Annotated in this window: 24 protein-coding genes; 12 read left to right on the forward strand and 12 right to left on the reverse strand. The window is 60.5% G+C overall.

What is annotated here, in order from left to right:
* Nucleotides 1-53 precede the first annotated feature (53 nt).
* The 5 genes from DP106_RS06785 to DP106_RS06805 all read right to left on the reverse strand — a co-directional run bounded on the left by DP106_RS06785 (nucleotide 54) and on the right by DP106_RS06805 (nucleotide 4,222).
* Nucleotides 54-1,280, reverse strand: coding sequence for a tripartite tricarboxylate transporter permease (locus DP106_RS06785; RefSeq protein WP_120084255.1), 1,227 nt, complete (start codon nucleotides 1,278-1,280; stop codon nucleotides 54-56).
* Nucleotides 1,281-1,404: 124 nt separating this feature from the next.
* Nucleotides 1,405-1,764: a 50S ribosomal protein P1 gene (gene rpl12p / locus DP106_RS06790; RefSeq protein WP_120084256.1), complete on the reverse strand. Its 360-nt coding sequence runs from the start codon at nucleotides 1,762-1,764 to the stop codon at nucleotides 1,405-1,407.
* A gap of 18 nt (nucleotides 1,765-1,782) precedes the next feature.
* Nucleotides 1,783-2,826, reverse strand: coding sequence for a 50S ribosomal protein L10 (locus DP106_RS06795; protein ID WP_120084257.1), 1,044 nt, complete (start codon nucleotides 2,824-2,826; stop codon nucleotides 1,783-1,785).
* Nucleotides 2,823-3,464 (reverse strand): 50S ribosomal protein L1, encoded by a 642-nt coding sequence (locus tag DP106_RS06800; protein WP_120084258.1) that lies wholly within the window; start codon nucleotides 3,462-3,464, stop codon nucleotides 2,823-2,825. Before DP106_RS06800 ends, DP106_RS06795 begins: the two co-directional genes overlap by 4 nt.
* Before the next feature lie 263 nt (nucleotides 3,465-3,727).
* Nucleotides 3,728-4,222: a 50S ribosomal protein L11 gene (locus DP106_RS06805; protein WP_120084292.1), complete on the reverse strand. Its 495-nt coding sequence runs from the start codon at nucleotides 4,220-4,222 to the stop codon at nucleotides 3,728-3,730.
* 168 nt (nucleotides 4,223-4,390) lie between these two features.
* On the opposite strand from DP106_RS06805, the gene DP106_RS06810 reads away from it, so the two are divergent.
* From DP106_RS06810 to ndk, 7 genes are all read left to right on the forward strand, one after another.
* Complete coding sequence (locus DP106_RS06810) at nucleotides 4,391-5,008, forward strand: DUF5788 family protein (protein WP_120084259.1); 618 nt, start codon at nucleotides 4,391-4,393, stop codon at nucleotides 5,006-5,008.
* The gene (gene gatE / locus DP106_RS06815) at nucleotides 4,914-6,788 is read left to right on the forward strand and encodes a Glu-tRNA(Gln) amidotransferase subunit GatE (RefSeq protein WP_120084260.1); all 1,875 of its coding nucleotides are present in this window, start codon (nucleotides 4,914-4,916) and stop codon (nucleotides 6,786-6,788) included. The genes DP106_RS06810 and gatE overlap by 95 nt, the downstream gene beginning before the upstream one ends.
* A gap of 28 nt (nucleotides 6,789-6,816) precedes the next feature.
* Nucleotides 6,817-7,263 (forward strand): MaoC family dehydratase, encoded by a 447-nt coding sequence (locus DP106_RS06820; protein ID WP_120084262.1) that lies wholly within the window; start codon nucleotides 6,817-6,819, stop codon nucleotides 7,261-7,263.
* A gap of 188 nt (nucleotides 7,264-7,451) precedes the next feature.
* Entirely contained in the window at nucleotides 7,452-7,814 is a 363-nt protein-coding gene (gene rpl7ae / locus DP106_RS06825; protein ID WP_120084263.1) for a 50S ribosomal protein L7Ae, read from the forward strand.
* Nucleotides 7,815-7,820: 6 nt separating this feature from the next.
* Entirely contained in the window at nucleotides 7,821-8,048 is a 228-nt protein-coding gene (locus DP106_RS06830) for a 30S ribosomal protein S28e (protein ID WP_021061981.1), read from the forward strand.
* 2 nt (nucleotides 8,049-8,050) lie between these two features.
* Nucleotides 8,051-8,242, forward strand: a complete 192-nt coding sequence (locus DP106_RS06835; RefSeq protein WP_120084264.1) for a 50S ribosomal protein L24e — start codon at nucleotides 8,051-8,053, stop codon at nucleotides 8,240-8,242.
* A gap of 24 nt (nucleotides 8,243-8,266) precedes the next feature.
* A complete protein-coding gene (gene ndk, locus DP106_RS06840; protein WP_120084266.1) occupies nucleotides 8,267-8,731 on the forward strand; it encodes a nucleoside-diphosphate kinase in 465 nt (154 codons plus the stop codon).
* A 31-nt stretch (nucleotides 8,732-8,762) separates the two neighbouring features.
* Here ndk and DP106_RS06845 read toward each other — a convergent pair whose 3' ends face one another.
* The 3 genes from DP106_RS06845 to DP106_RS06855 form a co-directional block, all read right to left on the reverse strand.
* Entirely contained in the window at nucleotides 8,763-10,265 is a 1,503-nt protein-coding gene (locus DP106_RS06845; protein WP_120084267.1) for a receiver/sensor box histidine kinase, read from the reverse strand.
* A gap of 96 nt (nucleotides 10,266-10,361) precedes the next feature.
* Nucleotides 10,362-11,456, reverse strand: coding sequence for a DNA topoisomerase IV subunit A (locus DP106_RS06850; RefSeq protein ID WP_120084268.1), 1,095 nt, complete (start codon nucleotides 11,454-11,456; stop codon nucleotides 10,362-10,364).
* Nucleotides 11,457-11,471: 15 nt separating this feature from the next.
* Nucleotides 11,472-13,919, reverse strand: a complete 2,448-nt coding sequence (locus DP106_RS06855) for a DNA topoisomerase VI subunit B (RefSeq protein WP_120084270.1) — start codon at nucleotides 13,917-13,919, stop codon at nucleotides 11,472-11,474.
* A 127-nt stretch (nucleotides 13,920-14,046) separates the two neighbouring features.
* On the opposite strand from DP106_RS06855, the gene DP106_RS16545 reads away from it, so the two are divergent.
* The 4 genes from DP106_RS16545 (at nucleotide 14,047) to DP106_RS06875 (ending at nucleotide 21,716) form a co-directional block, all read left to right on the forward strand.
* Nucleotides 14,047-17,655, forward strand: a complete 3,609-nt coding sequence (locus tag DP106_RS16545; protein WP_120084271.1) for a DNA gyrase subunit B — start codon at nucleotides 14,047-14,049, stop codon at nucleotides 17,653-17,655.
* Entirely contained in the window at nucleotides 17,655-20,180 is a 2,526-nt protein-coding gene (gene gyrA, locus DP106_RS06865) for a DNA gyrase subunit A (protein WP_120084272.1), read from the forward strand. Before DP106_RS16545 ends, gyrA begins: the two co-directional genes overlap by 1 nt.
* A 17-nt stretch (nucleotides 20,181-20,197) precedes the next feature.
* Nucleotides 20,198-21,043: a hypothetical protein gene (locus DP106_RS06870; RefSeq protein ID WP_120084273.1), complete on the forward strand. Its 846-nt coding sequence runs from the start codon at nucleotides 20,198-20,200 to the stop codon at nucleotides 21,041-21,043.
* Nucleotides 21,044-21,191: 148 nt separating this feature from the next.
* Complete coding sequence (locus tag DP106_RS06875; protein ID WP_120084275.1) at nucleotides 21,192-21,716, forward strand: Rrf2 family transcriptional regulator; 525 nt, start codon at nucleotides 21,192-21,194, stop codon at nucleotides 21,714-21,716.
* 274 nt (nucleotides 21,717-21,990) lie between these two features.
* On the opposite strand, the gene DP106_RS06880 is transcribed toward DP106_RS06875, so the two are convergent.
* Both DP106_RS06880 and DP106_RS06885 read right to left on the reverse strand, forming a co-directional pair.
* Nucleotides 21,991-22,521: a PH domain-containing protein gene (locus DP106_RS06880; RefSeq protein WP_120084276.1), complete on the reverse strand. Its 531-nt coding sequence runs from the start codon at nucleotides 22,519-22,521 to the stop codon at nucleotides 21,991-21,993.
* Nucleotides 22,518-23,174 carry a PH domain-containing protein gene (locus DP106_RS06885; protein WP_120084277.1) on the reverse strand — a complete coding sequence of 219 codons (657 nt, stop codon included), beginning with the start codon at nucleotides 23,172-23,174 and terminating at the stop codon, nucleotides 22,518-22,520. Before DP106_RS06885 ends, DP106_RS06880 begins: the two co-directional genes overlap by 4 nt.
* A gap of 179 nt (nucleotides 23,175-23,353) precedes the next feature.
* On the opposite strand from DP106_RS06885, the gene DP106_RS06890 reads away from it, so the two are divergent.
* On the forward strand, nucleotides 23,354-23,776 hold the full coding sequence (locus tag DP106_RS06890; protein ID WP_120084278.1) for a hypothetical protein: 423 nt from the start codon (nucleotides 23,354-23,356) through the stop codon (nucleotides 23,774-23,776).
* Between the two features lie 448 nt (nucleotides 23,777-24,224).
* Here DP106_RS06890 and DP106_RS06895 read toward each other — a convergent pair whose 3' ends face one another.
* Both DP106_RS06895 and DP106_RS06900 read right to left on the reverse strand, forming a co-directional pair.
* Nucleotides 24,225-24,902, reverse strand: a complete 678-nt coding sequence (locus tag DP106_RS06895; RefSeq protein ID WP_120084279.1) for a hypothetical protein — start codon at nucleotides 24,900-24,902, stop codon at nucleotides 24,225-24,227.
* A gap of 71 nt (nucleotides 24,903-24,973) precedes the next feature.
* Complete coding sequence (locus tag DP106_RS06900) at nucleotides 24,974-25,714, reverse strand: hypothetical protein (RefSeq protein WP_133305112.1); 741 nt, start codon at nucleotides 25,712-25,714, stop codon at nucleotides 24,974-24,976.
* Nucleotides 25,715-26,383 lie beyond the last annotated feature (669 nt).

Raw genomic sequence — 26,383 nt, forward strand, 5'->3', positions numbered from 1 at the left:
GACCGCCCTGCCGTCGGTGAGGAACGTGCTGTGCCGGCGTATCACACGGCGGCTCACAGCAGTAGCGGGCCGATCAACACCCCCATGAGATGGACGCGGCGGGCCCCAAACCGTGGCGGCACCAACCCAACGAGTGTGGCGACCAGAAAGACCCCGACACCGACCCAACCGGTGAACACAAACGACAACCCGATCAGCAGCGCAAACACACCACTAGAAACGACCGTGTAGTTCAGATTCCCGACCGTCCGGAGATACCGGTCGCCGACTCCAACCACGAGCAAGAACCCACACGCCGCACCGATGATGACGGCCGTCAGCAACACCGGGAGGGTCAGCGGCACGCCGGTGGTATCCATCGCCACCATCACGCCGGTTCGCGGGGTTCCGAGCGCAAGCAACGCACACAGCGCGAAGACGGTGTTTGCTGTGCTGGCCCCGCTGGTGGCGACGATGAACCCCCGATCGGGATCGGCGTTCGGCACCGCCGGCAGCGCGATCACCGAGGCGATCGCCGCCGACACCCCCGGCAGATAGCCGACGAGCGCGCCGGCCAGCGAGCCCGCCCCCGCGGTCAACCCCAACTCACGGCCCGGCATCGCTAACTTTGCGTCGGCCTGCGGCGGCACCCCACCGCCACCCATCGCATCCAGGAGGATCGGCGCGCCGAACAACCCGGTGAGCAGTGGTGTCAACATACTGCCGGCATCCAGTGGCGCGGCCGGCCGGACATCAAGCGTTGCCCAGCCCAACGCGGCCGCCAACCCGAACGCAAACAGCCCACCGAGAACCCCCTGAAGCGACGACTCGGTCAACAGGAGAAACACGACGACAGCCACCAACACGAGCGTGAGATGGGCGGTGATCGTCGAATACCACGACATCATGAGCCACGTAATCGGCGGCGCGAGCGGCAGGGCGATCGCGACAGCCAGCGCGCTCCCGACCGCCGACAGTCGGAGGGCTTCCCGGCCACGACCCGCCAACACGAGTCGGTGCCCCGGCAACGCGGCGATCGCCATCGACGCGTCGGGCACCCCGAGCGTGAGCGCGGGGACAACGTCGAGAAACGTGTGGACGACGCCCGCCGCGAGCATGGCGACGCCGAGCAACAACGGATCAGCCGGGATCGACGGCGCGGCCGCCGCCAGCAGAATCGCGAAGTTGTTGGCGTGCAGTCCGGGAACCAGTCCGCTACAGGTGCCAAGAGCGACACCGCCAACCGCGAAGGCGACGACACCCGCCGTCAGTCCCGGATCGAAACCAACTGCGACTCCCATCGGATTGGCTGGCCGCGGCTTCGGGGTTAAACCTCCGGGCGACAGGCTGCCCAAGCATGATCCAGGCGCTATCGCTGTCCGGATGCCGTCGCAAAAAAACAGGGAACTGCTGGCTAACCGCGATTCAGCCGAAGAGGTTGCCGAGGCCCTCGCCGTCGGCTTCCTCGTCGTCGTCACCGGCGTCGTCCGGCACGTCGGCGTCGTCGCCGTCGTCAGCTTCCGCTTCGTCAGCGTCGTCGCCGTCGGCCTCGTCGGCTCCACCGGCGTCAGCCGACGCGCCGCCAGCGGCCCCACCGGCCGCGGGGGCTGCGGCCGCGGTTTCAACGGCTTCCTCGATGTCGACGTCTTCGAGCGCGGCGACGAGTGCCTTAACTCGTGACTCCTCGACATCGACGCCCGCGGCCTCGAGGACGGCGGTGATGTTGTCTTCGGTGATCTCTGCGTCTGCTTCGTTCAGGGTGAGTGCTGTGTAAACGTATTCCATTGGTGTAATCTCCGCTTGTTAGAGCATATCGAGCCCGGCACCGGCGTCGGTGTCGTCGTCGCCGTCATCGGCCTCGGCTTCAGTTTCGTCGTCAGTCTGTGCGTCGTCTGTCTCGGCCTCCTCGGCCTCGCCGTCGTCAGCCTCGTCGGCTTCCTCGGCGTCGTCAAGCTCACGGAGCTCCTCGGGGAGAGCCTCCGGATCGTCGATCTGGCCGGCAAGCGCGCGAACTTGTGCGTCGGCCTTGCCGATGAGGTCGTCGACCACGTCCGGGCTCTCGACGGCGGCGGCGAGGGCCACCGATTTGGCCTCGCCGGTCGCCGTGGCGATGAGCGTCGGCGCGGTCTGGGTCGTCGGATACGCGGCGTTGACCGAGAGGTTCCGGGCGGCCGCGGCGGCCGACTGGATATCCGCGCGGTAGTCGTCGACATCGATCTCGAGTTCCTCAGGCGCGAAGAGTACGCCTTCGGAGTACACGCTCTTGAGATCGAGACCGACCTCTTTCGGCTCGATACCGAGTTCGCTCAGCACGTTTTCGAGGTCGGCGTCGACGGTCTCGCCGGCCGAGAGCACGGTACTGTCCGACAGCACCTGAATTGAGCCTTCCTCGATCCGGGCGTCGGCACCGATCTGCTGGAGTTCGCCGACAAAGGGCCCCGGGTCGACGCCCGTGTCACCCTCGGGGATGACGATATCGTTGGGCGCGACCTCGCCCGCGCTGATCGGGGCCGGGGTCTTTGAGCTTTCTAGCTGCTGGAACAGCGCGAAGGGGTTGTCGTTGGTGCCGATCAGGGCGATCTGGCCGGCGACATGCTCGGTGAGCTGCTCGACGCCGTCGCTGACGGCCTCAAGAGCCCGTACGACGAGCGTGTTGCGGCTCATCCGAACTTCCGCGCTGCCGTGGAGCTCCCGCCGCATGGACTGGAGCTGTCGGCTCGGGATGCCCTCGACGCTGACGATCCCGACCGAGGCATACCGCTCGATGAAGTCGGTTAGCTCGTCGACCTCATCCTGTTTCCACTGTGGGATGGTCTCAGTCTTACGGACGGACTCGCTTTGGCTCATGCGTCCACCTCAACAGCGGGCCCCATCGTCGTTTTCACGTAGATGGTATCGAGGTTCAGCGGCCCTTTTTCGAGGTCAGCTTCGAGACGCCGGATGATCACGTCGATGTTGTCGGCGATCTCCTCGGCGTCCATGTCGTCGGCTCCCACGCGCGTGTGGAACGTGCGTCGGTCGCCGGAGCGAAGCTGCACCGTGTTTTTCATTCGGTTGACTGTTTCGACGACGTCGTCGTCTGGCTGCAGTGGCGTCGGCATCTTTCCTCGTGGCCCGAGAACGGTTCCGAGGTAGCGGCCGATGTCCTGCATCAGACTGGCCTCGGCGACGAAGAAGTCGGTGTCGTCGGCGAGGTCTTTGGCGTCGTCGTCATCGTCGCCGAGGTCTTCGAGGTCGTCCCCCGACAGCACCTCGTCGGCAACATCCTCGGCCCGAAGGGCGGTTTCGCCCTCCGCAAACACAACGATCTGTGTCTCTTGGCCGGTGCCGGACGGGAGCACGATGCTCTCGTCGACGCGATTCGATGGGTCGTCTAGGTCTAGATCACGCAGATTCACCGCGAGATCGACGGTCTCACCGAAGTTCCGTGGTGGAGACTCGTCGAGGGCGCGCGAAACTGCTTGTACTATCGTATCGTCTGCCATTATTCACCTCCGTAGTACGCAGGAATGCTCCTACGGGTCAGTGACACAGGCGAGGCCTGTCTCATCGGAGAGAGTCGGATGACGCCTAAAAGCCCGTCGAAGCAGATTTCAGCGTCTGTGAGTCGGTCACATGGCCATTGTCAGGGAGACACATGGTATACTCAACTCTACAGATATAGTGATACAACAGACGCTCACAGCGGTCACTCTGTAGTTGTGCGTCGTCAACAGAAACACCGCAACCGAACAACCGACCTGCCGGATTACGCGGTCGCTTCCGCGTCGTCGACGAGCACGTCGTCGTACTCGCCGTCGTCAACGCGTTCCTTGAATGTGCGGGCGTCCTCGCCGTCGATGGTGACACCGAGGGTCATGCAGGTGCCGCTGACCTCCTTGGCGGCGTTTTTCACGTCGTAGGAGAGCAGATCCGTCGACTTCTGCTCGGCGACCTTTTTGACCTGTTCGACGGACATGTCGGCGACGAAGTCCTCATGGGGTTCGCCGCTGCCGGTGTCGAAACCGGCCTCATCCTTGATGAGCTCCGACGTCGGCGGGACACCGACATCGATCTCGAAGGAGCCGTCGTCCTCGTAGTCGACGGTGATCGGGACTTCCATCCCGTCGAAGGCGTCGGTTTCGTCGTTGATCGTCTGTACGACAGCCTGCACGTCCACCGGCGTCGGGCCGAGTTCCGGCCCGAGCGGCGGGCCGGGGTTGGCCTGCCCGCCCGGGACGAGTACTTCGATAGTTCCAGCCATATCCATGTGCAGTCGGTTGCTGTTTTTAAGGGTTGTTCTTTCGGAGCCGCCACGCGGGAGTCTCACACGACCCCAGGTCGCACCGCGTGTCCACCCCCTGTGGTGTCGTCGACAGCGGCAGATCGCTACCAGTAAGCGGTCGGAGCATGTGTTCACAACTGGTCACACATGGATGACCCCCCGGACGGCGAGCCGATCGACGAGGCCACCCGAGCGGCGTTGCTCGAACGCGTCAACCGACAGAGCGCGACCATCGGGGCGAAAACACCCGAGACAATCACCACCGAGGGCACCGAGATCGATCTCCACGAATTTCTGATCGAGACGCGGAACCTCCCCGAGATCCCGCCGGGCACCAAGGATCTGGTGTCGACAGCGAAACGCCGGCTCAAAACCAAGCGCACCGAGCGCATCGAGCGACTCAAAACCGAGGAGCCACTCAGCGAGGCGACCGCAGAGGCACTGGCCGAGGAGATTATCGGACTGAGTCGCGCACGCAACGCGCTCGATGGGGTATACCGCCCCGACTACGGCGAGGAGGCCCACAACATGACCATCGATGACTACAAGCGATGGCTCGGATTCGTCGAATCGATCCAATGGTCGCAGACCACAGCTGCCGGCCGCTGCTGTCGACCGGGCGGTCGTCGCATCTGCACCTTTTTAGGCTCCCGTCGCACACACCACATCAATGAGTTCCGACGCCTACGACTACGAGGCCCTCGGCTTGGTCGCCGGCCTCGAAATCCACCAACAGCTCGACACCGAGACCAAACTGTTCTGTGAGTCGCCGACTGACCGCCGCGAACCTGCGGACGCCGAGCGAACGATCACGCGCTTCCTCCACCCCACCAAAAGCGAACTCGGCGAACTCGACGACGCCGCCCTCGAAGAGAGCCGCGTCGACCGGGAGTTCGAGTATCTCGCCTACGACTCGACTTGTCTCGTTGAGGAGGACGACGAACCCCCAACCGAGGTCGACGCCGAAGCCCTCGATGTCGCAATGCAGATCGCCTCGCTGCTGGATATGGAGATCGTCGATCAGCTCCATGTCATGCGGAAGCTCGTCATCGACGGCTCGAATACGTCGGGTTTCCAGCGGTCGATGCTACTCGGTCAAGCAGGCGAGATCGAAACCAGCGAGGGGCCGGTCTCGATCGTCGATCTGCTGCTCGAAGAGGAGTCCGCCCAGCGCGTCGCAGAGTACGACGGCGGCGTCCGCTATAGCCTCGACCGGCTCGGTATCCCGCTTGTCGAGATCGGTACCGGGCCGGACATCCGCAGCCCCGAACAGGCCAAGGAGGCCGCCAAACGGATCGGGATGCTGCTGCGCTCGACCGGCACGGTCAAACGTGGCCTCGGCACAATTCGGCAAGATGTCAATGTCTCAATCGAGGAAGGCGCGCGTGTCGAGATCAAAGGGGTTCAGGCCCTCGATCAGATCGACGAGATCGTCCGGCTGGAGGTGGGTCGCCAATCGGAACTCGTTGACATCGCTGAGGAACTCCAAGCACGCGAGGCCAGCGTTGGCGAAACCCAAGACGTAACGGCTGTCTTCGAGGATACTGACTCCAGCGTCATCGGCGGCGCGCTCAGTGATGGCGGCACGGTGACGGCCGTCCCGCTGTACGGCTTCGACGGGCTTGTTGGCCGTGAGATCCAGCCCGACCGGCGGCTCGGCACTGAACTTTCGGATCACGCCAAGCGCAACGGCGCAGGCGGCATCTTCCACACCGACGAACTGCCGGCCTACGGCGTCACCGACGATGAGGTTGCCGCGCTCCGCGAGGCTGTCGATGCGGGCGACGACGACGCCGTCGCTATCGTCGCTGCCGATCCTGAAACGGCTGATCTCGCCATCGAGGCCGCTGCCGAGCGCGCCGAAACCGCTATCGAGGGCGTCCCTGAGGAAACCCGCGACGCGACCGACGAGGGTACCACCCGCTATCTCCGCCCGCTACCCGGCGCGGCGCGGATGTACCCCGAAACCGACGTGCCGCCGGTCGAACCCGATCCCAGCGAGATCGACGAACCAGAACTGCTGACCGAGAAGGTCGACCGCTATCAAGCCGAATTCGGTCTCGATAGCGGGCTGGCCGAGCAGGTCGCCTACGGCCGCCGGATGCCGCTTTTTGAGGAGGCCGTCGACCGCGGGATCGACCCGACGTTCGCGGCCTCGGTGCTGGAGAGCACGGTCACCGAACTCCGCCGCGACGACGTACCTGTCGAGAACATCGCCGACGTACACTTCCTCGCGGTCTTCGATCTCGTTGCCAACGACGAGTTAGCGAAGGAGGGCGTCAACGACGTGCTGACCGTGCTTGCCGAACAGCCCGATCTGACAGCCGAGGCAGCCATTGAGGAAGCCGGCCTCGGCGGCGTTGACGACGAGGAAGTCCGGGAGATCATCGCCGGTGTCGTCGAACGCAACGCCGACCAAGTCGCCGAGGAGGGGATGGGCGCCTTCTCCGGATTGATGGGCGAATGTATGGCGGAACTCCGCGGCAAAGCCGACGGCGACACCGTCAGCGACGTGCTGCGTGAGGAGATCGGCAAACGGAGCTAACTTCCCTGTTGCCGCCGACCGTTCGGTAATGACGATCTATTTCGAGGATCTGGCTGTCGGTGACGAGTGGACAAGCGAGGAGTACGAGGTCTCCCAAGACGAGATTATCGAGTTCGCCGAGCAGTACGACCCTCAGTGGTTCCACACCGATCCCGAACGCGCCGCCGAAGAGTCGATCTACGGCAGTCTGATCGCCGCGGGGTTCCACACGGCGGCAATCTCGACGCGGCTGTTCGTCGACTGTTTTTTGTCTGATACCGCGACGCTCGGTGGGAAGGGAATCGATAAGCTCCGCTGGCATGAGCCGGTACGGCCGGATGATCGACTCTCGATCCGAGCTGAGATTCTTGAACTCGAAGTCGAAACCGACAGTCGTGGGCTGGCTAACATTCAGATCGAGACGGCGAACCAAGACGGCGATGTCGTTTTTTCCATGATTGCCTTGGTGATGTTCGCCCGGCGTGACGAGGCGTAAAATCACCCGCCGAAACCGCCGCCACCGACCGTGGTCTGCCGTCACACGGTCGACAGGGTTTGAAAGCGCTTTTATGCAGGTGTCGCAAACGACGGGGTACAGCCTATCCGGGTTGATGATACGCCTCGCCGTCAGGGATCTACCGTTTGGCGAGGTTGTGTGAGCCCGAGGATAGGGAGAGGAAAACTATGGCAGTTTACGTAAATTACGAAACCCCAGCCGACCTCGAAGAGCGTGCACTTGACGCCCTTGAGGTCGCCCGAGACACAGGCAGCGTCAAGAAAGGAACCAACGAGACCACGAAGGCAGTCGAGCGTGGCAACGCCCAGCTCATCTTCGTCGCCGAGGATGTCTCGCCCGAAGAGATCGTGATGCACCTCCCCGAACTCGCCGAGGAGAAGGGCATCCCGGTCATCTTCGTCGAGACCCAAGACGACGTTGGCCACGCCGCCGGCCTCGAGGTCGGCAGTGCCGCGGCCGCCGTTGTCAGCGCCGGCGACGCCAGCGACGACATCGAAGACATCGCCGAGAAGGTCGAGGAACTCAACTAACCACCCATGAGCGCAGAAGAGGAGACAACTGGCGACTCGACGGCCGCTGAGGTCATCGAGGTCGTCGGCAAAACCGGGATGCACGGCGAGGCCATGCAGGTCAAATGCCGCATCCGCGAAGGCTCGAACAAGGGCCGCATCATCACGCGCAACGTGTTGGGCCCGATCCGCGAGGGCGACGTGCTCCAACTGCGGGAGACCCAGCGCGATGCCGACTCAATCGGAGGCCAATAACGATGGTTGAAACGCGAACGTGTGACTACTCAGGCGAAGAGATCGAGCCCGGCACGGGGACGATGTTCGTCAAGAAAGACGGCACGATCCTCCATTTCAAGGACTCGAAAGCTGAGAAGAACTACCGACTCGGTCGTGAAGCCCGCGACCTCGAATGGACCGAGGCTGGCCGCAACGACGGCGGCCAACAGTAAGCCCCCACGGAGCATACCCTTCATATGTCCTACGACGAGCGAACCTTTGTGATGGTGAAACCGGACGGTGTCCAGCGTGGCTTGATCGGTGAGATCATCTCACGGTTCGAGCAGCGGGGGCTGAAGCTCGTCGGAGCCAAGGCACTCCAGCTTGACGATGAGCGTGCGAAAACGCATTACAGCGAACACGAAGGCAAACCCTTCTTTGAGGGCTTGATCGAGTTCATCACCTCCGGCCCGGTCTTTGCGATGGTCTGGGAGGGGAAAGATGCGACCCGGCAGGTGCGTCGGATGGTCGGCGCAACCGATCCCGCCGAAGCTGCGCCGGGGACGATCCGTGGCGACTACGGCCTTGATCTGGGTCGCAACGTGATCCACGCCTCAGACCACGAGGATGAGGGCGCAAATGAGGATGAGATCGCGGTGTTTTTCGACGACGCGGAACTGCTTGACTACGAGCAGGCGACCGACGAGTGGCGCTACGAGTAGCGACCCGCCGCGGCGTCCGCTGACCGCGCTGTCATTCGACACCAGTAATCTCGATGCGGAACCCACCGGTCTTGCTGTCAGCAACCTCCACGCCCCACCCGTGTGCAGCCGCGATTTCACTGACGATGTAGAGCCCCAAGCCGGTTCCCTCACGGCGTGTCGTGTGGCCCCGCTCAAGGATCGCCTCGCGGTCGTCGGCTGGCACTCCAGGGCCGTTGTCGGCAACAAAAAAGCCGCCATCACAGTCGCCGACCGTGATCGTCACCGCGACATCGGCGTGGTCGACACTGTTGCGAAAGAGGTTTTCAAGCAGCTGGCGGAGTCGGCTCCGGTCGGCGGTGAATGTGCGCGCTGTCTCAACGTTCAGGCTTGCCGACTCGGTTGATAGGTGCGCCCAACACTCGCGGGCGACCGTCTCAAGACTGACCGCCTCGGCATCGTCGACCTCTTCGCCCTGTGTGGCCAAGACCAGTAGATCGTCGATCAACTGTTCCATCCGGTCGACAGCCCGCTCAGCGCGCTCGAAGTGCTCAGCCTCGCCTGTCTCCTCGGCCAACTCCAGTGAGCTCCCAACCACGTGTAGTGGGTTTCGGAGGTCATGGCTGGCGATGCTGGCGAACTCTGCAAGCCGCTCATTTTGGGCCTCAAGCCGCTGCTGTGTCGCTCGCTGCTCGGTGATATCGACGTAGTGTTCGATCCGGCCGCCGGCGTATGGGCCGTCCGGAATCGGGTAACTGGAGTGTTCGAGCCACCGATCATCGCGGCTGTCGTCGCCGACGACATGGCAGGTGAACTGCTCGGCGTATGTGTTGTCATCGTAGGTGGCACAGACAGTCTCGGCAAACCGATCCGGCTCGGCAAAGATGTGTTTGAGCTCGGTACTGATCAGCCGTCGCTTATCCTTTCGGAGAATTTCCTCACGATCGACGCCAAAATACTCCTCGATGCCGTCGTTAACCCAGACGACCGAAAAATCATCGTCGAGAACGAAGATACCGACGGATGAGATAGCTAACACATCCTCGATAAGCGATCGATATGCGGGGACAGGAGTAGCCGCCCCCGACTTGTCGTCATGTGTTGTCCCGTTATCGTCTACCGGTTTGTGACGGTGATCGTTTGGGGTCTGCGTGTCTGTGTCCTCGTGAGTCGGCGTGACACGGTCGGTCGTTGCTGTACCGTTGACGACGGCATGGATCCGCTCTGCCAATGTCATCGTGTGGTTTGGGGGGAGGTCATCCTCGTCGCCGGTGGTTGCAGCATCCTCGCCTTCGACAACGACCGGCGGTGGTGCAAGCAGTCTCGGACACCCAGGGGCGGCGTTCCACAATCGGTTCAACGCTGTGTTAGCGGCTTCGGTAACCACCCGATGGCTGAGAACAATACAGTCAGCCGCGTTTGCCGACAGCCACGCACAGCCCTCGGCTACGCTGTCGGTCGATACCACATCGAACGGATCGCGATCGGCCAGCGGCGACGATGTCGATCCAGCCGTCACATCACCGATATAGAGGACGCGGATCGATGCAGGCATTACCTGTAGTGCAAACAGCAAGAATAAAATAATGCCGATTGCTGTCGATGTTTAAACAAGATATCGTATTTATATAATAGGTAACTGGTGAAACGGTTATACGACGCCCATTTGTTCGAGTCGTTCCGGAAGGTAGGTTTCGGTCACGAAGTCAAGTCCGTTGGCCGCCAGCGACTGCTGTTCGGCCTTTTTGCCGATGTCGAGTTGGAGTTCGATCTGTTCTTCCCAGTAGTCGGTCTGGAAGCGTGGATCGGTGAGTTCGGATTCGAGGGCGTTGATATCGGAATCAGCCAGTGGATCGGTCGGCAGATCGTACTCGACGATATCTGTCGGCTGGATGCCGACGTAGCGCGCTTCCGGCGTGGCGAGATGTTCCGAGAGGTGGGCGGATTTGATCGAGCCGTAGGCGACCGAGCCGTAGATCCGGTACGACCACGGGTCGCCGTCACAGAAGACCACAACGGGCAGGTCAAGTTCGTCGTGGAGCCGTTTGGTGATCCGGCGGGTCGCTCTGGCGGGCTGGCCCTTGAGATGGACGACAAGACAGTTGTACTGCTCGTCGAACCCGTTTTCGATCAGTCGGTCGCGCATGCCGCCGGTCTCGACACAGAGGACAAAGTCGATGTCAGCATCGAGAAACTCGATGGTGTCGGGGTTGTTCGGGATCTGGTAGCCGCCCTCGCCGACATCCTTCTGACAGTGAATCTCGCGTTCGCCGCGGCGGGTCTGTTCGCGCAACTCCAGCGGCCCCATCAGCGTCGCGCCCGACTCCTCCGGGCGCATGTGGAAGTCCTCGCGGGTGACCTCCGAGACGATCTCAAGATCCTCGATCAGCTGATTGGACTCATCCTGATCGGAGAAATGGGCTTCCTCGTTGTCCCACGACTCCGAGAGGTAGTAGAGTTCACGCAGCGTCGAGGAGCGACCCTGATCGAGTTGCTCGGCGAGGAACTCGATGGTGTAGATGGCTTTCAGCAGCTTGCGGGCACCACGGACGGAGTTCGCGCTGCGGGTCGATGTGCGATCACCATAGACCCAGACCCCAGAGTCGGGGTCGTACTCGATGTTGCTTTTCGTCCGGGTTGGCAGCGTCATCTGTGGGATGTCGCCGCCGGCAAACTGGTCGTAAAACTCCGCGGCAAGGTCGATAAGCTGTTCGCGGGCGCGTTCTTCGTTGAGTTTCGTGCTCATGGGTCTGGTTGTAGTTCAGGCATTTAGGGTCAGCTTCTCGGTTTCGACGCCATCGACGGTGATATCGAAGTCCGCGTCGTCGCCAACAGTGTAGCTGAGTTTCGTTTCTTCGCCGGCCGACAGCGACGGCGACCACCGAATGAACCACTCGCCGTCGAGGTCGACGACATCGGCTCCGTCGCCCTCGACATCGCTTGGCTCGACCGAGACGATCTCCGTGATCTCGGGTGTTTCAGCGCGATCAGAGTAGTTCTCCACGTGGAGCGTCACAGTGCTGTCGTCGATCTCGCGGTCGATACAGAGATTGTTCATGATCCGGCCCATCGCGGCGTCGATGTTCGGTCGCTTCTGGTCGGTCACCTCCGCGACCTTGTCGGCCATCTCCGGAAGGATCTGGCTGAGGACGCTCTGTTTCTGCTGGCGTTTCTCAAGGGAACGTCGCTTGTTGAGATAGGATTTGAGTTCGCGGGCGGCCTCCCGGATCGCCAGCTCGATTTCGTCTTCGATCTCCGGAATATTGGCGATCGCGTCCTTCGATTCGCTGGTGAACGGCACATTCGTTGAGGCGACGTGGATCATCAAGACGGCCGGCCCGTTCGGCAGGCCGCTTCCGCCGGGTTGGTCAAGCCCGTAGTTCCGCCAGCCGATCCCTTTGACCGCATCTGTCGAGCTACAGGCACCTTGTTGGTAGACCAGCGGGACGCGGTTGGCAAATCGCAGGAGGTCGATTGTACCCTCCGACCGGAGATCGTCGCCGTAGGCGATGCCGGCTTCGACGATAAACGGGTCACCGCCATGAACCTCGGCATCTCGCGTTGCTGCAGCGTAAAAGTCGGCGTCGTACTCCTTTCGAAGCCCGGCCTCGACGAGGTCGGCGGTGATCGGCGAGAGGCAGTCGGTCGGCGGCGCGAGGATGTCGGTCGCCCGCATCGCCTCCAAGAGTTTGCTGGCCGTATCGCGGTCACCGTCGATCGCGCTGATCTTCGGTACCTCGTCGGGAACCGTTTGGGCGGCCGTCCACAGCGCGTCGGTGATCTTCTCGCGGGCGGTCTCGCCGAGGGTCACGTCGTCGTACTCGACGGTCGCATCGGCGGCCGCCGCAACCATCGCCGACAGGTCGTCGTATGTCACTCGGAACCGTCTGTCATCGTCGTCGCCGAGCCCATCGGCACGGCGAGCCAATCGCTCGGCGAGGGCTTGGACGGTTTCGTCGTCCTTTCGGCTGCTTGTAGCGTTGTCAACGAGCCCATACAACCCGGGTGTGAGGTGGTCGCGGCCCGGTTCATCGCCGTTTGTCGTCTCATCGTCATCGAAGGCGGTGAGTTCGCCCCATGCGGCGTCGACGGCGTTTTTCCTGACCGTCGCTCCGAAGGTGCGGCCGGTGTCGGCCTCAACATTGTCGGCGATCTCGGTGACGATCTCCTCCAACTCGCTGTACGCCGTGCGATCCCGGCCGCGTAGCGCCGATTCGATCGCCTCGGCGAACGCCTCAGTTGCCTCAGCACCCTTGTTCGAGACAGCCTCGGTGACCGCGCCCTTGGTGTCGACGCCGGCTGCTGGGGTCGGCCACGCGAGCTCCCGACCAACGTGGCGGTCGCGGAAGCTATCGAGCACCTTGTCGGCGGTTTTCTTCCCGACCCGGGTGAACTCTTCTTGTAAAAACCCGGAGACAGAGTAGGATTCGGTCGCGTCGACCATCTTGATCAGCGTCCCGAGTTCGACGCCGTGGGGGTGCGGGCGAATCTCGCTTGTCTCGGCCGGGAGTTGGTCGGTGCCGCGCTCGAATTTGAGCGGCTCGTCGAGGCCAGGCTCCCGCAGTTCAATCCGGGCGTGAGGGTTGACAACGGCGGTGTTTTTGATGTACTGGTGGAGCTGCTGGCGGGCCCGCATGTTGGCCTCCATCTCCAGTTCGATGCGGGTGCCGTGGGTACGATCCCACGTTGTTGTCTCCGAATCCCGTATTTCAGGCTCGTTGGTGTCGGTGTCAATGATGAGCTCGAAGTATTCGGCCTGATCAGACTCCTGTGTTCGGCTGGTGATCTTGGCGGGTTTGCCGCTGGTCAGCTGTGAGTAGAGAACGGCCGCCGAGATACCAATCCCCTGTTGACCGCGGTTTTGCTCACGGGCATGGAACCGCGAGCCGTACAGCAGTTTGCCGAAAATCTTCGGGACTTGGTCTTTCGTAATTCCGGGGCCGTTGTCCTCGACGATGACGCGGTAGTAGTCGCCGACCTCGGTGATCTCAACGTAGATGTCGGGTTTGATCCCGGCTTCCTCGGTGGCGTCTAAGGCGTTGTCGACGGCCTCCTTGACCGCGGTAACCAGCCCGCGGGCACCGGAGTCGAAGCCGAGCATGTGCTTGTTCTTTTCGAAGAACTCGGCGATAGAGATCTCGCGTTGGCCTTTCGCCAACTCCTCGGCGATCCCTTCGTCGGCACCGAGTTCCGCCTGAAATGAGGTCATGCTATGAGGTCTTTTTTCGGGGGAGAGTATAACCTCTATCCCTGCGCGCTCTCAGTGTCGGGTCAGCGTTCGCGCCCGCGCGTGCGGGAGCTTTATGCCCCGTGGTCTACTACAGTTGAGTAGTTCTATGGCAGACGAAACCGACTACGGAGCCGGACAAATTCAAGTCTTAGAGGGCTTACAGGCTGTCCGCAAACGGCCGGCGATGTATATCGGCTCGACCGACGGCCGTGGGCTCCACCATCTTGTTTATGAGGTCGTCGACAACTCGATCGACGAGGCGTTGGCGGGCTACTGTGACCACATCGAGGTGACGATCCACGACGATGGCTCCGTCTCGGTCGCCGACGACGGTCGCGGGATCCCGGTTGACACCCACGAGGAGTACGATCGGCCGGCTGTCGAGGTCATCATGACCGTCCTCCACGCCGGTGGGAAGTTCGACAACAAATCCTATCAGGTCTCCGGTGGCCTCCACGGCGTCGGCGTCAGCGTTGTCAACGCTCTCGCCAAATCGCTCGAAGTCGAGGTACGCCGCGATGGCTCTCTTTGGACACACAGCTTCGATCGCGGCGAGCCCGAACCTGACGCCTTCCAGCAGGTTCGGTCACTGGAACCCGACGAAGAGACCGGCACACAGATCCGCTTTTGGCCTGACGAGGATATCTTCGAGACGACCGAATTCACCTACTCAACACTGGCGAACCGCCTTCGCGAACTCGCTTTTCTCAACTCTGGCGTCAAGATCACCCTCACCGACGACCGCAACGACGAGGAAGATGTCTTTCTGTATGATGGCGGTATCAAGGAGTTCGTCCATTATCTCAACGAGACAAAAACCCCGATCCACGAGGAGGTCATCTACCTCGACGACGAGGAAGACAACATCGCCGTCGAGATCGCCATTCAGGCAACCGACGAGCTGCAAGGCTCGATTCATGCCTTCGCCAACAACATCAATACCCGCGAGGGTGGCACCCACCTCACCGGTTTTAAGACCGCACTCACCCGGGTTGTCAACGATTACGCAAACGACCACAATCTAACGACCGATCTTGATGAAAACCTCAAAGGCGAAGATGTCCGCGAGGGTCTCACCGCGGTCGTGTCGGTCAAACATCCCGATCCGCAGTTCGAGGGCCAGACAAAGACCAAGCTCGGCAACAGCGAGGTACGCGGGATCGTCGAAAGTGCGACTCACGAACACCTCCGAACGTATCTCGAAGAAAACCCTGATACCGGTGAAGCCGTCGTGGCAAAAGCCGCCGAGGCGGCGCGCGCTCGTAAGGCGGCCAAGCAAGCCGAGGAGCTAACCCGCCGGAAATCAGCACTGGAGTCGACTGCCCTCCCCGGCAAACTCGCCGACTGCCAGACGCGCGATCCAACCGAAAGCGAACTGTTCGTCGTCGAGGGCGACTCCGCCGGCGGCTCGGCAAAACAGGGCCGCGACCGCCACAATCAGGCGATTCTCCCGATCAAAGGCAAGATCCTCAATGTCGAAAAACACCGGCTTGATCGGATTCTCGAAAACAACGAGATCCGCGCGCTGATCACCGCGATCGGCGCGGGTGTCGGCGAGGAGTTCGATATCGAGGAGACACGGTATCAGAAGATCATCCTGATGAGCGTCGACGGCGAGGAACACGGTTTCGTCCGCGACGGCGACGGCAACACTCGATTCGTCGAGATCGGCCCGTTCATCGACGGTGTGATCGATGCCGACGGCGAGGGCTACGAGGAGTACGAGGTGCTCTGTTTCGGCCGCGACGACAACCGAACTAAGTTCCGGCCGATTGATCAGGTCATCCGCCATGAGATCGATGAGCCGCTCTACGAGATCGAAACGCGCTATGGACGGAATCTGAAAGTCACTGCCTCCCACAGCGTGTTCGTCCACCGCGACGGAGAGATTCAGCTGGCAAGCGGCGACGAGATCGAACCGGGCGACGAGGTCGTCGCCCCACGGTCGATCCCCGTCTCCGGCGACCGCGATGGCGACCGGATCGACCTGCTGGCCGAACTCGTCGCCCGACAGGACGAACTGGACTCAGAACTCTATGCCCGTGGTGAAGGGATCGAAGAGATGTTCAAACAGCAGGTTCGCGCGGAGTACGCCACCGACGGCGGGGCCGTCGCCCGTGCGGAGCCGCGCGTCGAGATCCCGGAGTCGGTTCGCTCACAGCTCCGTTCCGAACGAACCGATGCAGGACTGACACAGCAGGACGTGTGTGATGCCGTCGGCGTCTCCCAGCCGATTACGGTCTCGCAGTGGGAGCGCGGTAACTCGCGGCCGACGGTGTCGAACTTCGAGGCCTACTGTGAGGCAGTCGGCGTGTCGCCCGCCGCAGCCATAGGCGAGGTAACCGTTGACGACTCCTTGCTCGACCAGCGTTGGAACAACCAATACGAGAGTGCGCCGACCAATCGCGTTCGTGACTACGTTCGGATCAGCGATCTTGAGGAGTCGGATCTCGACGACATCCCCGAGGATGCCCACGTTGAGTTGACACCGGAACATTACGCTGATCACGGGATCGACCGCTACGTCGAAATCGACGAGACGCTCTGTGAGCTGTTCGGCATCTATGCGGCCGACGGATCGAGTTCGCCGCGCAACGGGGTTCGGCTGGCGATTGGTAATACCAACGAGTCGCTACGGGATCGCTACATCGATGCGTTCGAGGCGGTCTTCGGGATACCGGCCAAACACAGCGAGGCCGACGACCGCGTTGACGAGGTCAAACTCGTCAACCGCGCCGCGGCCCTCGCCTGGGAATACGTCTTCGGCTTCGATGGCGAAACGGCAGTCGAAAAATCGGTTCCGGATCTGGTTTTCGACGTTTCGTCGTCATGCCAGCAGGCGTTCCTCCGCGGATATCTGCACGGCGACGGGGCCGTCAACGAGAGTCGGATCGCGTGGACGACTTGTTCACGCGATCTCGCCAGTGGTCTCATGTATCTGCTTTCCGCACAGGGCGTTATGGGTTCTCACTCCACCACACCGCCGTCGGCTCTCAATGCCGGCTACGAGACAAACGCGGAGCAACACACCGTCACGGTCGCAGCGCGCGCTGATCTCAGCCGGATTCGTGACGTATGGGAACCCCACCGTAACGGCGACGCACTCGTGCCGAAAGTTAATGAAGGCCACAACAATCCGGGCGCGAGACGATACCGTGAGATCTCCGATGACCTTGTCGCGCTCTCGGTGAGAGAGGTATCGGAAGTCGAGCCGTCCAGCGAGTACGTCTACGACTTCTCGGTCGAGAGTGACGAGAACTTCATTGCCGGCATGGGCGGCCTCTGTGCCCACAATACCGACGCCGACGTTGACGGGGCCCATATCAGAACCCTCCTCTTAACCCTGCTATACCGCCATATGCGCCCGTTGATTGAAGCTGGTTACGTGTATGCCGCACAACCACCGCTGTATCGGGTTCGGTACCGTGGCAACACCTACGATGCGATGACCGAGGCCGACCGCGACCGGATCGTCGAAGAGAAGTGCAACGGGAATCCCACACAGGTGCAACGCTTCAAAGGCCTTGGAGAGATGAATCCTGACCAACTGTGGGAGACAACGATGGATCCCGAAAACCGCATTCTGAAACGGATCACCATCGAGGACGCGGCGGCGGCCGACCGGATGTTTTCGGTACTGATGGGCGACGCCGTCGAACCACGGAAACAGTTTATCAAAGAGCATGCGACCGACGCCGAATGGGTTGATATCTAATGAGCACAGATCTACCTGAGAATTCAGACGTAGACGCCGCACGCATCGAAACCGCCCGGATCGAAGACGAGATGGAGCAGTCCTACATCGATTATGCGATGTCAGTCATCGCCGGGCGCGCACTACCGGACGTTCGTGACGGGCTCAAACCCGTCCATCGCCGTATCCTGTATGCGATGCATGAGGCTGGCGTGTCGGCTGGCTCAGCCCACCGCAAGAGCTCCTCGATCGTCGGCGAGACGATGGGTGATTTCCACCCGCACGGTGATAGCGCGATCTACGATACCCTCGCCCGGATGGCACAGGATTTCTCGATGCGGTACCCACTTGTCGACGGCCAAGGCAACTTCGGCTCCGTCGACGGCGATCCACCGGCGGCGATGCGCTACACGGAGGCCCGCATGGCCCCCATCGCCGAGGAGTTGCTGGCCGACATCGACAAGGACACCGTCGACTTCAGCGCGAACTACGACGACCGCCTGCAGGAACCCGACGTGTTGCCGTCGGCGTTCCCCAATCTGCTGGTCAACGGCTCTTCCGGGATCGCTGTCGGGATGTCGACAAACATTCCGCCGCACAACCTCGGTGAGGTGATCGATGCGACCGTCCATCTCATCAACAACCCCGAGGCGACCGTCGAGGATCTGATGGAGCACGTCAAGGGGCCGGATTTCCCAACCGGTGCCAACATCGTCGGCCGGGGCGGCGTCCACTCGGCGTACAAGACCGGCCGCGGTCGTGTTCGCGTTCGCGCCGAGTTTGAGGTCGACGACGAGGACGGTCGAATCGTCATTACCGAACTCCCGTTCCAAGAGAACAAAGCCCGTCTTGTCGAACGGATCGCCGACGATGTCAACGAGGGTAAACTTGAGGGGATTCGTGATCTCCGCGACGAATCCGACCGCGACGGGATCCGGGTCGTCATCGATCTTAAACGCGACGCGATGGCTGATGTGGTCAAAAATCAACTACTGGAGAGCCATCTGGAATCAACCTTCGGCGTCATCAACCTCGCCTTGGTCGATGGCGCGCCACAGGTACTCGACCTGCGGGAGACGATTCAACACTACCTCGATCACCGCCGTGAGGTCGTCCGCCGACGTTCACAGTACGAACTCGACGAGGCCGAGGATCGCGCCCACATTCTCGAGGGGCGGCTGACCGCGCTCAACAACGTCGACGCTGTCGTTGAGACGATCCAAGACGCCGACGATCGTGACGCCGCGAAGGCTGCGCTGCGTGAGCAGTTCGACTTCTCGGCGGAACAGGTCACTCACATCGTCTCGATGCAGCTTGGGTCGCTGACATCGATGGAGGCCCAGGCGATCAAAGACGAGTATGGGGCGGTGCAGGCCCGCATCGAGCGACTCGAAGAGATTCTGCACAACGAGAGCGAACTACTCGGTGTCATCGAATCGGAACTACTCGAAATCAAAGACGAATACGACGACGAGCGACGCACCTCCTTTATCGAAGATACCGACACCGTCGCTCACGAGGATCTCATCCCAGAGGAGGATATCGTCGTCGCCATGTCCGAGGATGATTACATCAAGCGGATGCCGCTGTCGACGTTCTCCGCACAGAACCGCGGTGGCAAGGGGATCATCGGCACCGATCTCAAGGACGGCGATACGGTCTCCTCGGTGTTTGTTGCCAACACGCATGACTACCTGCTTTGTTTCACCAACCATGGGCAGATCTACAAGCTCCGTGGGTTCCAGATCCCCGAGATGGGCCGCACCGCCCGCGGGAAATCCGCGGTCAACATCCTTGATCTGGATGACGGCGAGGAGTTGACCGCGGTCGTCAACACCGACGACATCGCCGACGAATCCTTCGACGGCCAGCGGTATCTGACGATGGTGACCCGCGATGGCTACATCAAACGCACCGACGTCGACGAGTTCCAGAATATCCATACCTCAGGGATCCGCGCAATCCGCCTAGAAGACGACGACGAGCTTGTTGACGTGGAGGTCACCGACGGCGACCGAACGCTCGTTGTGACGACGGCCGGCGGCATGTCGATTCGGTTCGATGAGGACGATGTCCGCGCGATGGGCCGGAGCGCACGCGGTGTCCGTGGGATCGACCTGCAGAACGACGATACAGTCGCCGGCGTCGCCGCCGTCGCCGCCGACCGTCACAACTGGGTGTTGACAGTCACGAAAAACGGCTACGGTAAGCGATCCGATATCGGTGAGTACCGCGTCCAATCCCGCAACGGAAAAGGGTTGATCGATATCAAAACAGCGGGGCGTAACGGCCCAGTCTGTGCGATGGAAACCGTTGGGGCAGGCGACCATCTGGTCGTGATGAGTGAGTCGGGGCAGATCATGCGTACGCCCGTCGAGGACATCTCGACAGTCGGCCGCAATACGATGGGTGTGACCGTGATGGATCTCGCTGGGGCTGATCGTGTCGCCTGTCTCGATGTGATCCCACACGAGATGGTCACCGACGAATCGGAGACCGACGTAGATATGACAGCTGATCCCGAGGCTGCCCCGAGCGACGACTAACGAATGATGAGTCGCCAGTGAACGCGTTTCCAACCACACCACCGGTCGATGACGCTCCGGATGCCCTGTTGTCAGGACATCTCTGGCTGTTGGAGTCGATCGACGGCCGGCCGCTGCGGTTTCAGCTTCAGGAGACGGGGTTGCTCCGTGTTGGTGACGGAGAGACGGTCTATGACGACCCCGAGACCATTCCACTGCCGTTCCGCCAGGCGGTTGCCCACATTCGTGACTCGCTTGACCGCGACGCGCTCAGAGCCGCTGTCGATGCTGTCGAAGCAGTCACCTTCTTTGGTGTGGCAACCACCCGCGAGTCGACCCCCTACGATCTTGATTCGATGCCACCATTTCTCGGTACCGACGTATGGGCGGCCGACAGCGGGACGTTTCGCCCGCCGGATGCCGCCGATGGGATTTTCCGTCGACTTGGACTAACGCCTGTCAGTACCTTCGACCGAGAGACCCACGCTCGGGATTTTTCGCCGGACACATACGAGATCCCAACATCGGCGTGGTATGATGGCCCGGCTGCGGGTGTTGTGATCCGGAACAAGCAGGGCCACCGGGGGAAGCTATCGAATCTAGCCGTAGCCGCCTCACCAACGACAGCCGACTCGACACACGCGGAGCCGGCGCAATCGATCGACGAGCTGGTCGATACATACGCGACGCCAGCACACATCGAGCCTATCGCCACAGCGGCACAGTCGGATGGGGGCTCTGTCGCTGTCGACACCATCACCGATCGGCTGTGTGGGGTTGCCGGCCGACGCCACCCTGAGGCCTTTCTGGGTGCCGACGGCCTCGATCAACCCACGTTTCGCTCGGCGGTCGCCGAGCAGGTACACCGGCACCGCCACGGTTGAGTTGTTGCGTTGGTTGCGCACACGGCTGCCGACAGGATTTGTTTGTGAGGTCGAAAGAATTTTCAGCCGACACCGAACTGAAATATATCACCTGAACTGTAACTATTCTTCCATCGGATTTATCAGTATTCCCATCGAACAAAAACGCATGTCATCAATCGAACTGACGCCAAGTCAGAAAACCATTCTGACCGCGCTGACCAACCTCCACCGCGAGGCTGAAGATGCGATCAAAGGCGAGGACATCGCCGACGAAGTCGATCGCAACCCCGGCACGATCCGCAACCAGATGCAGAGCCTCAAGGCTCTCCAGCTTGTCGAGGGGGTGCCCGGCCCGAAGGGTGGGTATAAACCAACCGCCGACGCCTACGAAGCCCTTGATGTCGACCAAATGGATGAGCCGGCCTCGGTACCACTCCAGCACAACGGCGAGCCCATCGAGAATGCGACCGTCGAAAGCATCGATCTCTCCAGCGTCCACCATCCGGAGCTCTGTCGGGCAGAGATTCATCTTCAAGGCTCGATCCGTGACTTCCATGAGGGTGACTCGGTGACCGTTGGCCCCACGCCGCTCTCAAAGCTCAGAATCACGGGCACGCTTGACGCCAAAGACGACACTGACAGTATCCTGATCCTTGAGCTTGATGAGATGGTCGCCCCGGTCGACAACTAACATGCGATAGTGACTGTCGGGTGGGGTAGATCACCGTGTTGCATCGCGCAGGCGACAACTACTGTGAGCGATGATACAGCTGGGTCGATACGATTCTTATTGGGAAATCGGCGTCAAAACCACGTTATTCGGCGGGTTAAACATCCGAATCGGGTTTGATACATGATCGATCCGCTAATGACTCATAGCTCGGTCAGCTCCGTTAGGCGAAGAGAAACACCCTTGCTTTCGTACAGTGGTACAATATACCCGTCAGGAGCGTTCAGAACGCCGGTCAGCCTATCGCTTCGTTTATCATTCGGACTTCGGAGAGGACTGCCTGCCACTGATCAGTAGTCCCCGGAAGCTCAGTGTCAGTGTCGTCGATCTGCCCGGTGATCAGTCGTCTAACCGTCGCCGGTTCGTCGATTCGTCGAAACTGCAGATCGCGACCACCGGCAACTTCAACGGTCACTGTGCCATACCCAAAGAACGACCCGGTCACCGACTGGCTGTATGCCGTATTCTGCGCCTGCGGCAGGCCAACACGGCGGACTGTCTGCCCTACGACACCACGTTTCGACCACAGTGCCTGCGTCGTTATGAGATAGTGCGTCTGTCGCACCCTCCGAAGCTGCCACCCAGCAAGACCAACCCCAAGCAGTGTTGCTGCCGCTAGCCGGATATCGATGAGTAGTGCTGCCACAACCGCCCCGATGGCGATCACAGCCCCGAGCACAATGCCGTCGATAGCTGCTGACCATCGCGGGCTTCCTGCCCAGTTAACCGTTTCACCGTCGCGCTGGAACCACCAGGATCCGCTCATGGCTCGTTTTGCTGTGGCTCTGTCGAAGACTGGTCGGCGGGCGTCGTATCGGTGCGTCGGTCAGCTGCCTGCGGGGTATCAGCTTCCTCTGCATCATCGACCACAGCGTGGCGGATCGCCCGCAGTTCAACGAGGATCTCGTCTACGACATCGTCCGTGTCGGTGCCGTTTTCAGCACCTCCTTGTTGGCGTGTATCGATCTCCGTGGCGATTAACTCCTGCACCGCTGCCGGATCGGGAATGTTCCGAAACTGCAGTTCAACCCCGGATCCACCGGCTGTACTCACATCGACAGAGCCGTACCCAAGTGAGGATCCGATAGCAGACTGTGAGTAAGAGATATTCTGAACCTTATCGAACCCGACTTGCTGTACATCTCGGGAAAGAATGCCGCGCTTACTGTAGAGACCTTTGTTGGTGACGACATAGTTTGTGTTTGTATACTGGAGATAGCTAGCGATGATGATGGGGATCCCGATCACGACGAGCGATAGCGGGATTCCGACGATGAGCCCGGGAACAACACTGTACTTATGTGGTGTGCTGGCCCATCGAATCGTTTCGTCATCTTCGAGCGACAACCATTCAAGCTCTACGCCGGCGGTGACAGCTGAGCTGTCGGTTGGCTCCTCCTGGAGGGCTTGGGGGGACATACTGATCTGAATGGTATCCGATAATAAAATGCTGGCGAAGGTTCAGTATGTGGGTCTCGTTGCGTGCCGACCAATGAATCGTCCAACAGATCTACGAGGTGTTGCCAAACAACAGCCCGCGTTTCAGGACGTGAAATGACGCGGACGATTAAACAACCAACAGTCCAAGCTCAGGGTTGATGGGAACAACGACGGTTAGCCGATGGTGGTATGGGATCGTTGTGACGGTTTGTTTTGGCGTGTTGCTCTATGCGTTTGCGATGGTCTTCATGACAGTTGGCCCATCGCAGCCAGCGCGTTCAGACGGCGAACTAGTCTTAAAAGTCCTCTCACTGGCAGCAACAGCGGCCGTAGGGATGCTGCTTTATGTGATGACCGCTCTCTACGTGGTTTCGTTCGGGCTTGATTGGTGGTATGTGTCAACCAGCGATCTCACGTCGTACACACCGTCTCGGTGGTATCTGGGTATCCCGCTTGTCGCACTCAGTAACTTTGTCAAACCTGTGGTTGCTACACCACTCATTATCATTGGTGGAGCGTACTACCTCCGGCAACGAGCCCGTTTCGTTGGGCGGCCCAAATTCAGCAGTGTACTCGGATAGCACAAGAAAGGTCGGCGGATTGATACTCTATTGGTGCTTGGTGACTATCTCGTTCAGACATCGGTGCTCGCTGCTGTGCTGTAACCCACGTTGGAACCCGTATCGTACGGCCACCTATAGCCTGGTTTAACTCTGACTGGTATGTGAGACAACGAATTGGACTTTCAATTAGACAGTGCCATTGTACGACCGCTGTCTACATCTCTAATATCCCCGCGATCAATCCCGCCATCGACGCCACAGCAAGCCACACTACCTATACCCAACGGGACACCCAGACTGTCATTGCCGTGTCGTCACCTAGCAACTGCCTGCGACAGCCTGCCATCCGGTCGGGGCCGCGTTGGTACCATCCGACGGCTGGCTGGCGATCACACCGTTTCTGGTGGGTCGGGTATCAAGCACACCGGGTGGGGGCCGTCGCTATACCGCCGGCCGCTCAACCGGGTCAGTATGGGTCGAAATCTGGTCGACTATCGACCCCGCGTGGACAGCCGTATCGATCTCGATAATCGGTGGCAACCTCACGGCCGGCATCAGTGAAAAACAAAAATACTCCATACGGTGTTTCATACTGATTCGCTGTTGGCGCAGCAGTATCTAGGGCCAACACCTCGGTAGCTGGGAGTTCAAGTGCTGGGAGGTCGGTGAGCCACGCCTCAATCGGCAATAAACCAGTCACAACGTTCGGCACAAACGCATCATTGGGGAGCGTCGCTCGCGGTTGAATCCAACACTCGCCGATGTCAGCCCCGTCGGCGGACAGCGTCGTCCCGGCCGGCTCCGTTGGCGGTGGTGCCGTCTCAATCCCGGAATCGGCGGCGAGTGTTTGAGCGGCCTGCGGTAGTGCCTCGGGAGCTATATCAACCGCAAACCCGAACGGCACGCGTTGATCGCGGGTCACCGATGCAACGCGCCATGCCTCATTGGGGGCGTCGGCATCGCCCTCCAGAGTCGCGGTAACGAGATCACCTGTCTGCAGTTCGTCGACACGAGCCTGCTGCTCCGCTGGGTACCCAGTCTCGTGCACCGAATATAGCTGTGGTTCCGCAACCGCCTGAAAGTTGATGTGGCGCACTGACTCGACAGCCCGATAGACACGGAACTGTCCTGATCGTGTGTCCATACAATCTCTTAGCTGACGAGACGTTTGAGTAACAGGGTGGTGGTCGGCCAGCAGTGTGTGCGGTTGTTGCCCTACGAATGAGCAGTAGTGGTGTACTGTACGGTCTCCCCATCGACGGTCGCAAGTAGCGTTGCCTGTAGAAGGCGCGACTGTGGGTCAAGATGATCCTCGGGCACTAACGGGGCCGGAACGGGTTTGATGCCGTCGGAACGCATCGCACTCACCCCAGCATAGGTTCCAATGGCTCCAGTACGGTCGTATAGTACGAAGCGACCGTCTTCACCACGAGCATACCGGTTTGGAAACGTGGTCGGTGAGGGCGCAGGACAGGCAAGATCCTCGACAGTATTCAAGACGACAACCGGTCTGTCACCCGCCATGAGATGTAGCTGTGGTGAGTTCTCCTGCCGACTAGAGGATTCAGTCCACCACAGGTGCTCATCCGTAGCGATACACCCAAAGGAATCATCTGCAAGCTGTATCCTGTGTTCAATGGTGTAAAACCGGCGGAAACCGTCCCGCCGATCAGCGAGCGCAAACGGTTCCGAGAGGAGCGCATCGACCGCGCTGCGGTCGTGTTTGTCAACAACCAACAACGGAGCCCGTCCGCTGTCGACAGCGTTTGCGATGGCTGAGATGACGGTTAGCGGCCGGCTGTTTGCAGTTGGCACCACTTCCAGCGGTGCATCGGGTTCGATCATCTCCATGGAACCACCACGAGCGACCGTCGGCTGGCCATCGTCGACACAAAACCCCCGAGTTCGAAGATCCTGCTTGACAGGCTCTATATCGACTGAAGAAAGATACACCATTATCAGTGTCTGGGCCTGGAATAGTATAATTGCGCTGCTATCACCCGTTGTAACGGATTTGTGAACCTGATATCCGTGCCAACTGATTTGCGTGTAATCTAACCACCCGACCTGTTGTGTGGTCGACTGGTTCGACCCATCGGGAGTATAACCCACAACCAGTGCCTCTACAACTGTAATCCGACTCGTTGGCGTTTGACCCCGTAGCTCAGTCATCTTGATAGCGACATAACACGGTTCCGCAGGTGAGTCCAGTTTAGGAGATCACTATCCGCTGCGGGTGTGAATGGCCGCTGGTATCGTTGGGCTACTCACGATGCCGGTTGGCCTGTGCCCGACTATTTTATCTGAAAGCGAGCGGTGAGAGTTCCAGTGAACATACAATATTCGAAACATAGTCGGCTATACTGCTTGGGATGTTTGGGATTGTCGCCGTAGAAATCAGCGGCCGAACTGGGGGGTGAGTTTTCTGGGGTGTTGCACTCGCGGGTGTGGTTTTTGTGGTTGTTCTCGGGGTGCTCATGGCGCCAGTGGGATGCTAACTCTCAATCGTGTAGCACAGGCGTTCTACTCTGTCGCCCTACGAACACCGTTATGCCCGTGACGACCCAGTATCAGTCGATCACATTGAGAAGTTCACTGTCTCCGATAGTGGAGGCTAAATCGGTA

This window comes from Halonotius pteroides (assembly GCF_003605635.1).
In the GTDB taxonomy this organism is placed as follows: Archaea; Halobacteriota; Halobacteria; order Halobacteriales; family Haloferacaceae; genus Halonotius; species Halonotius pteroides.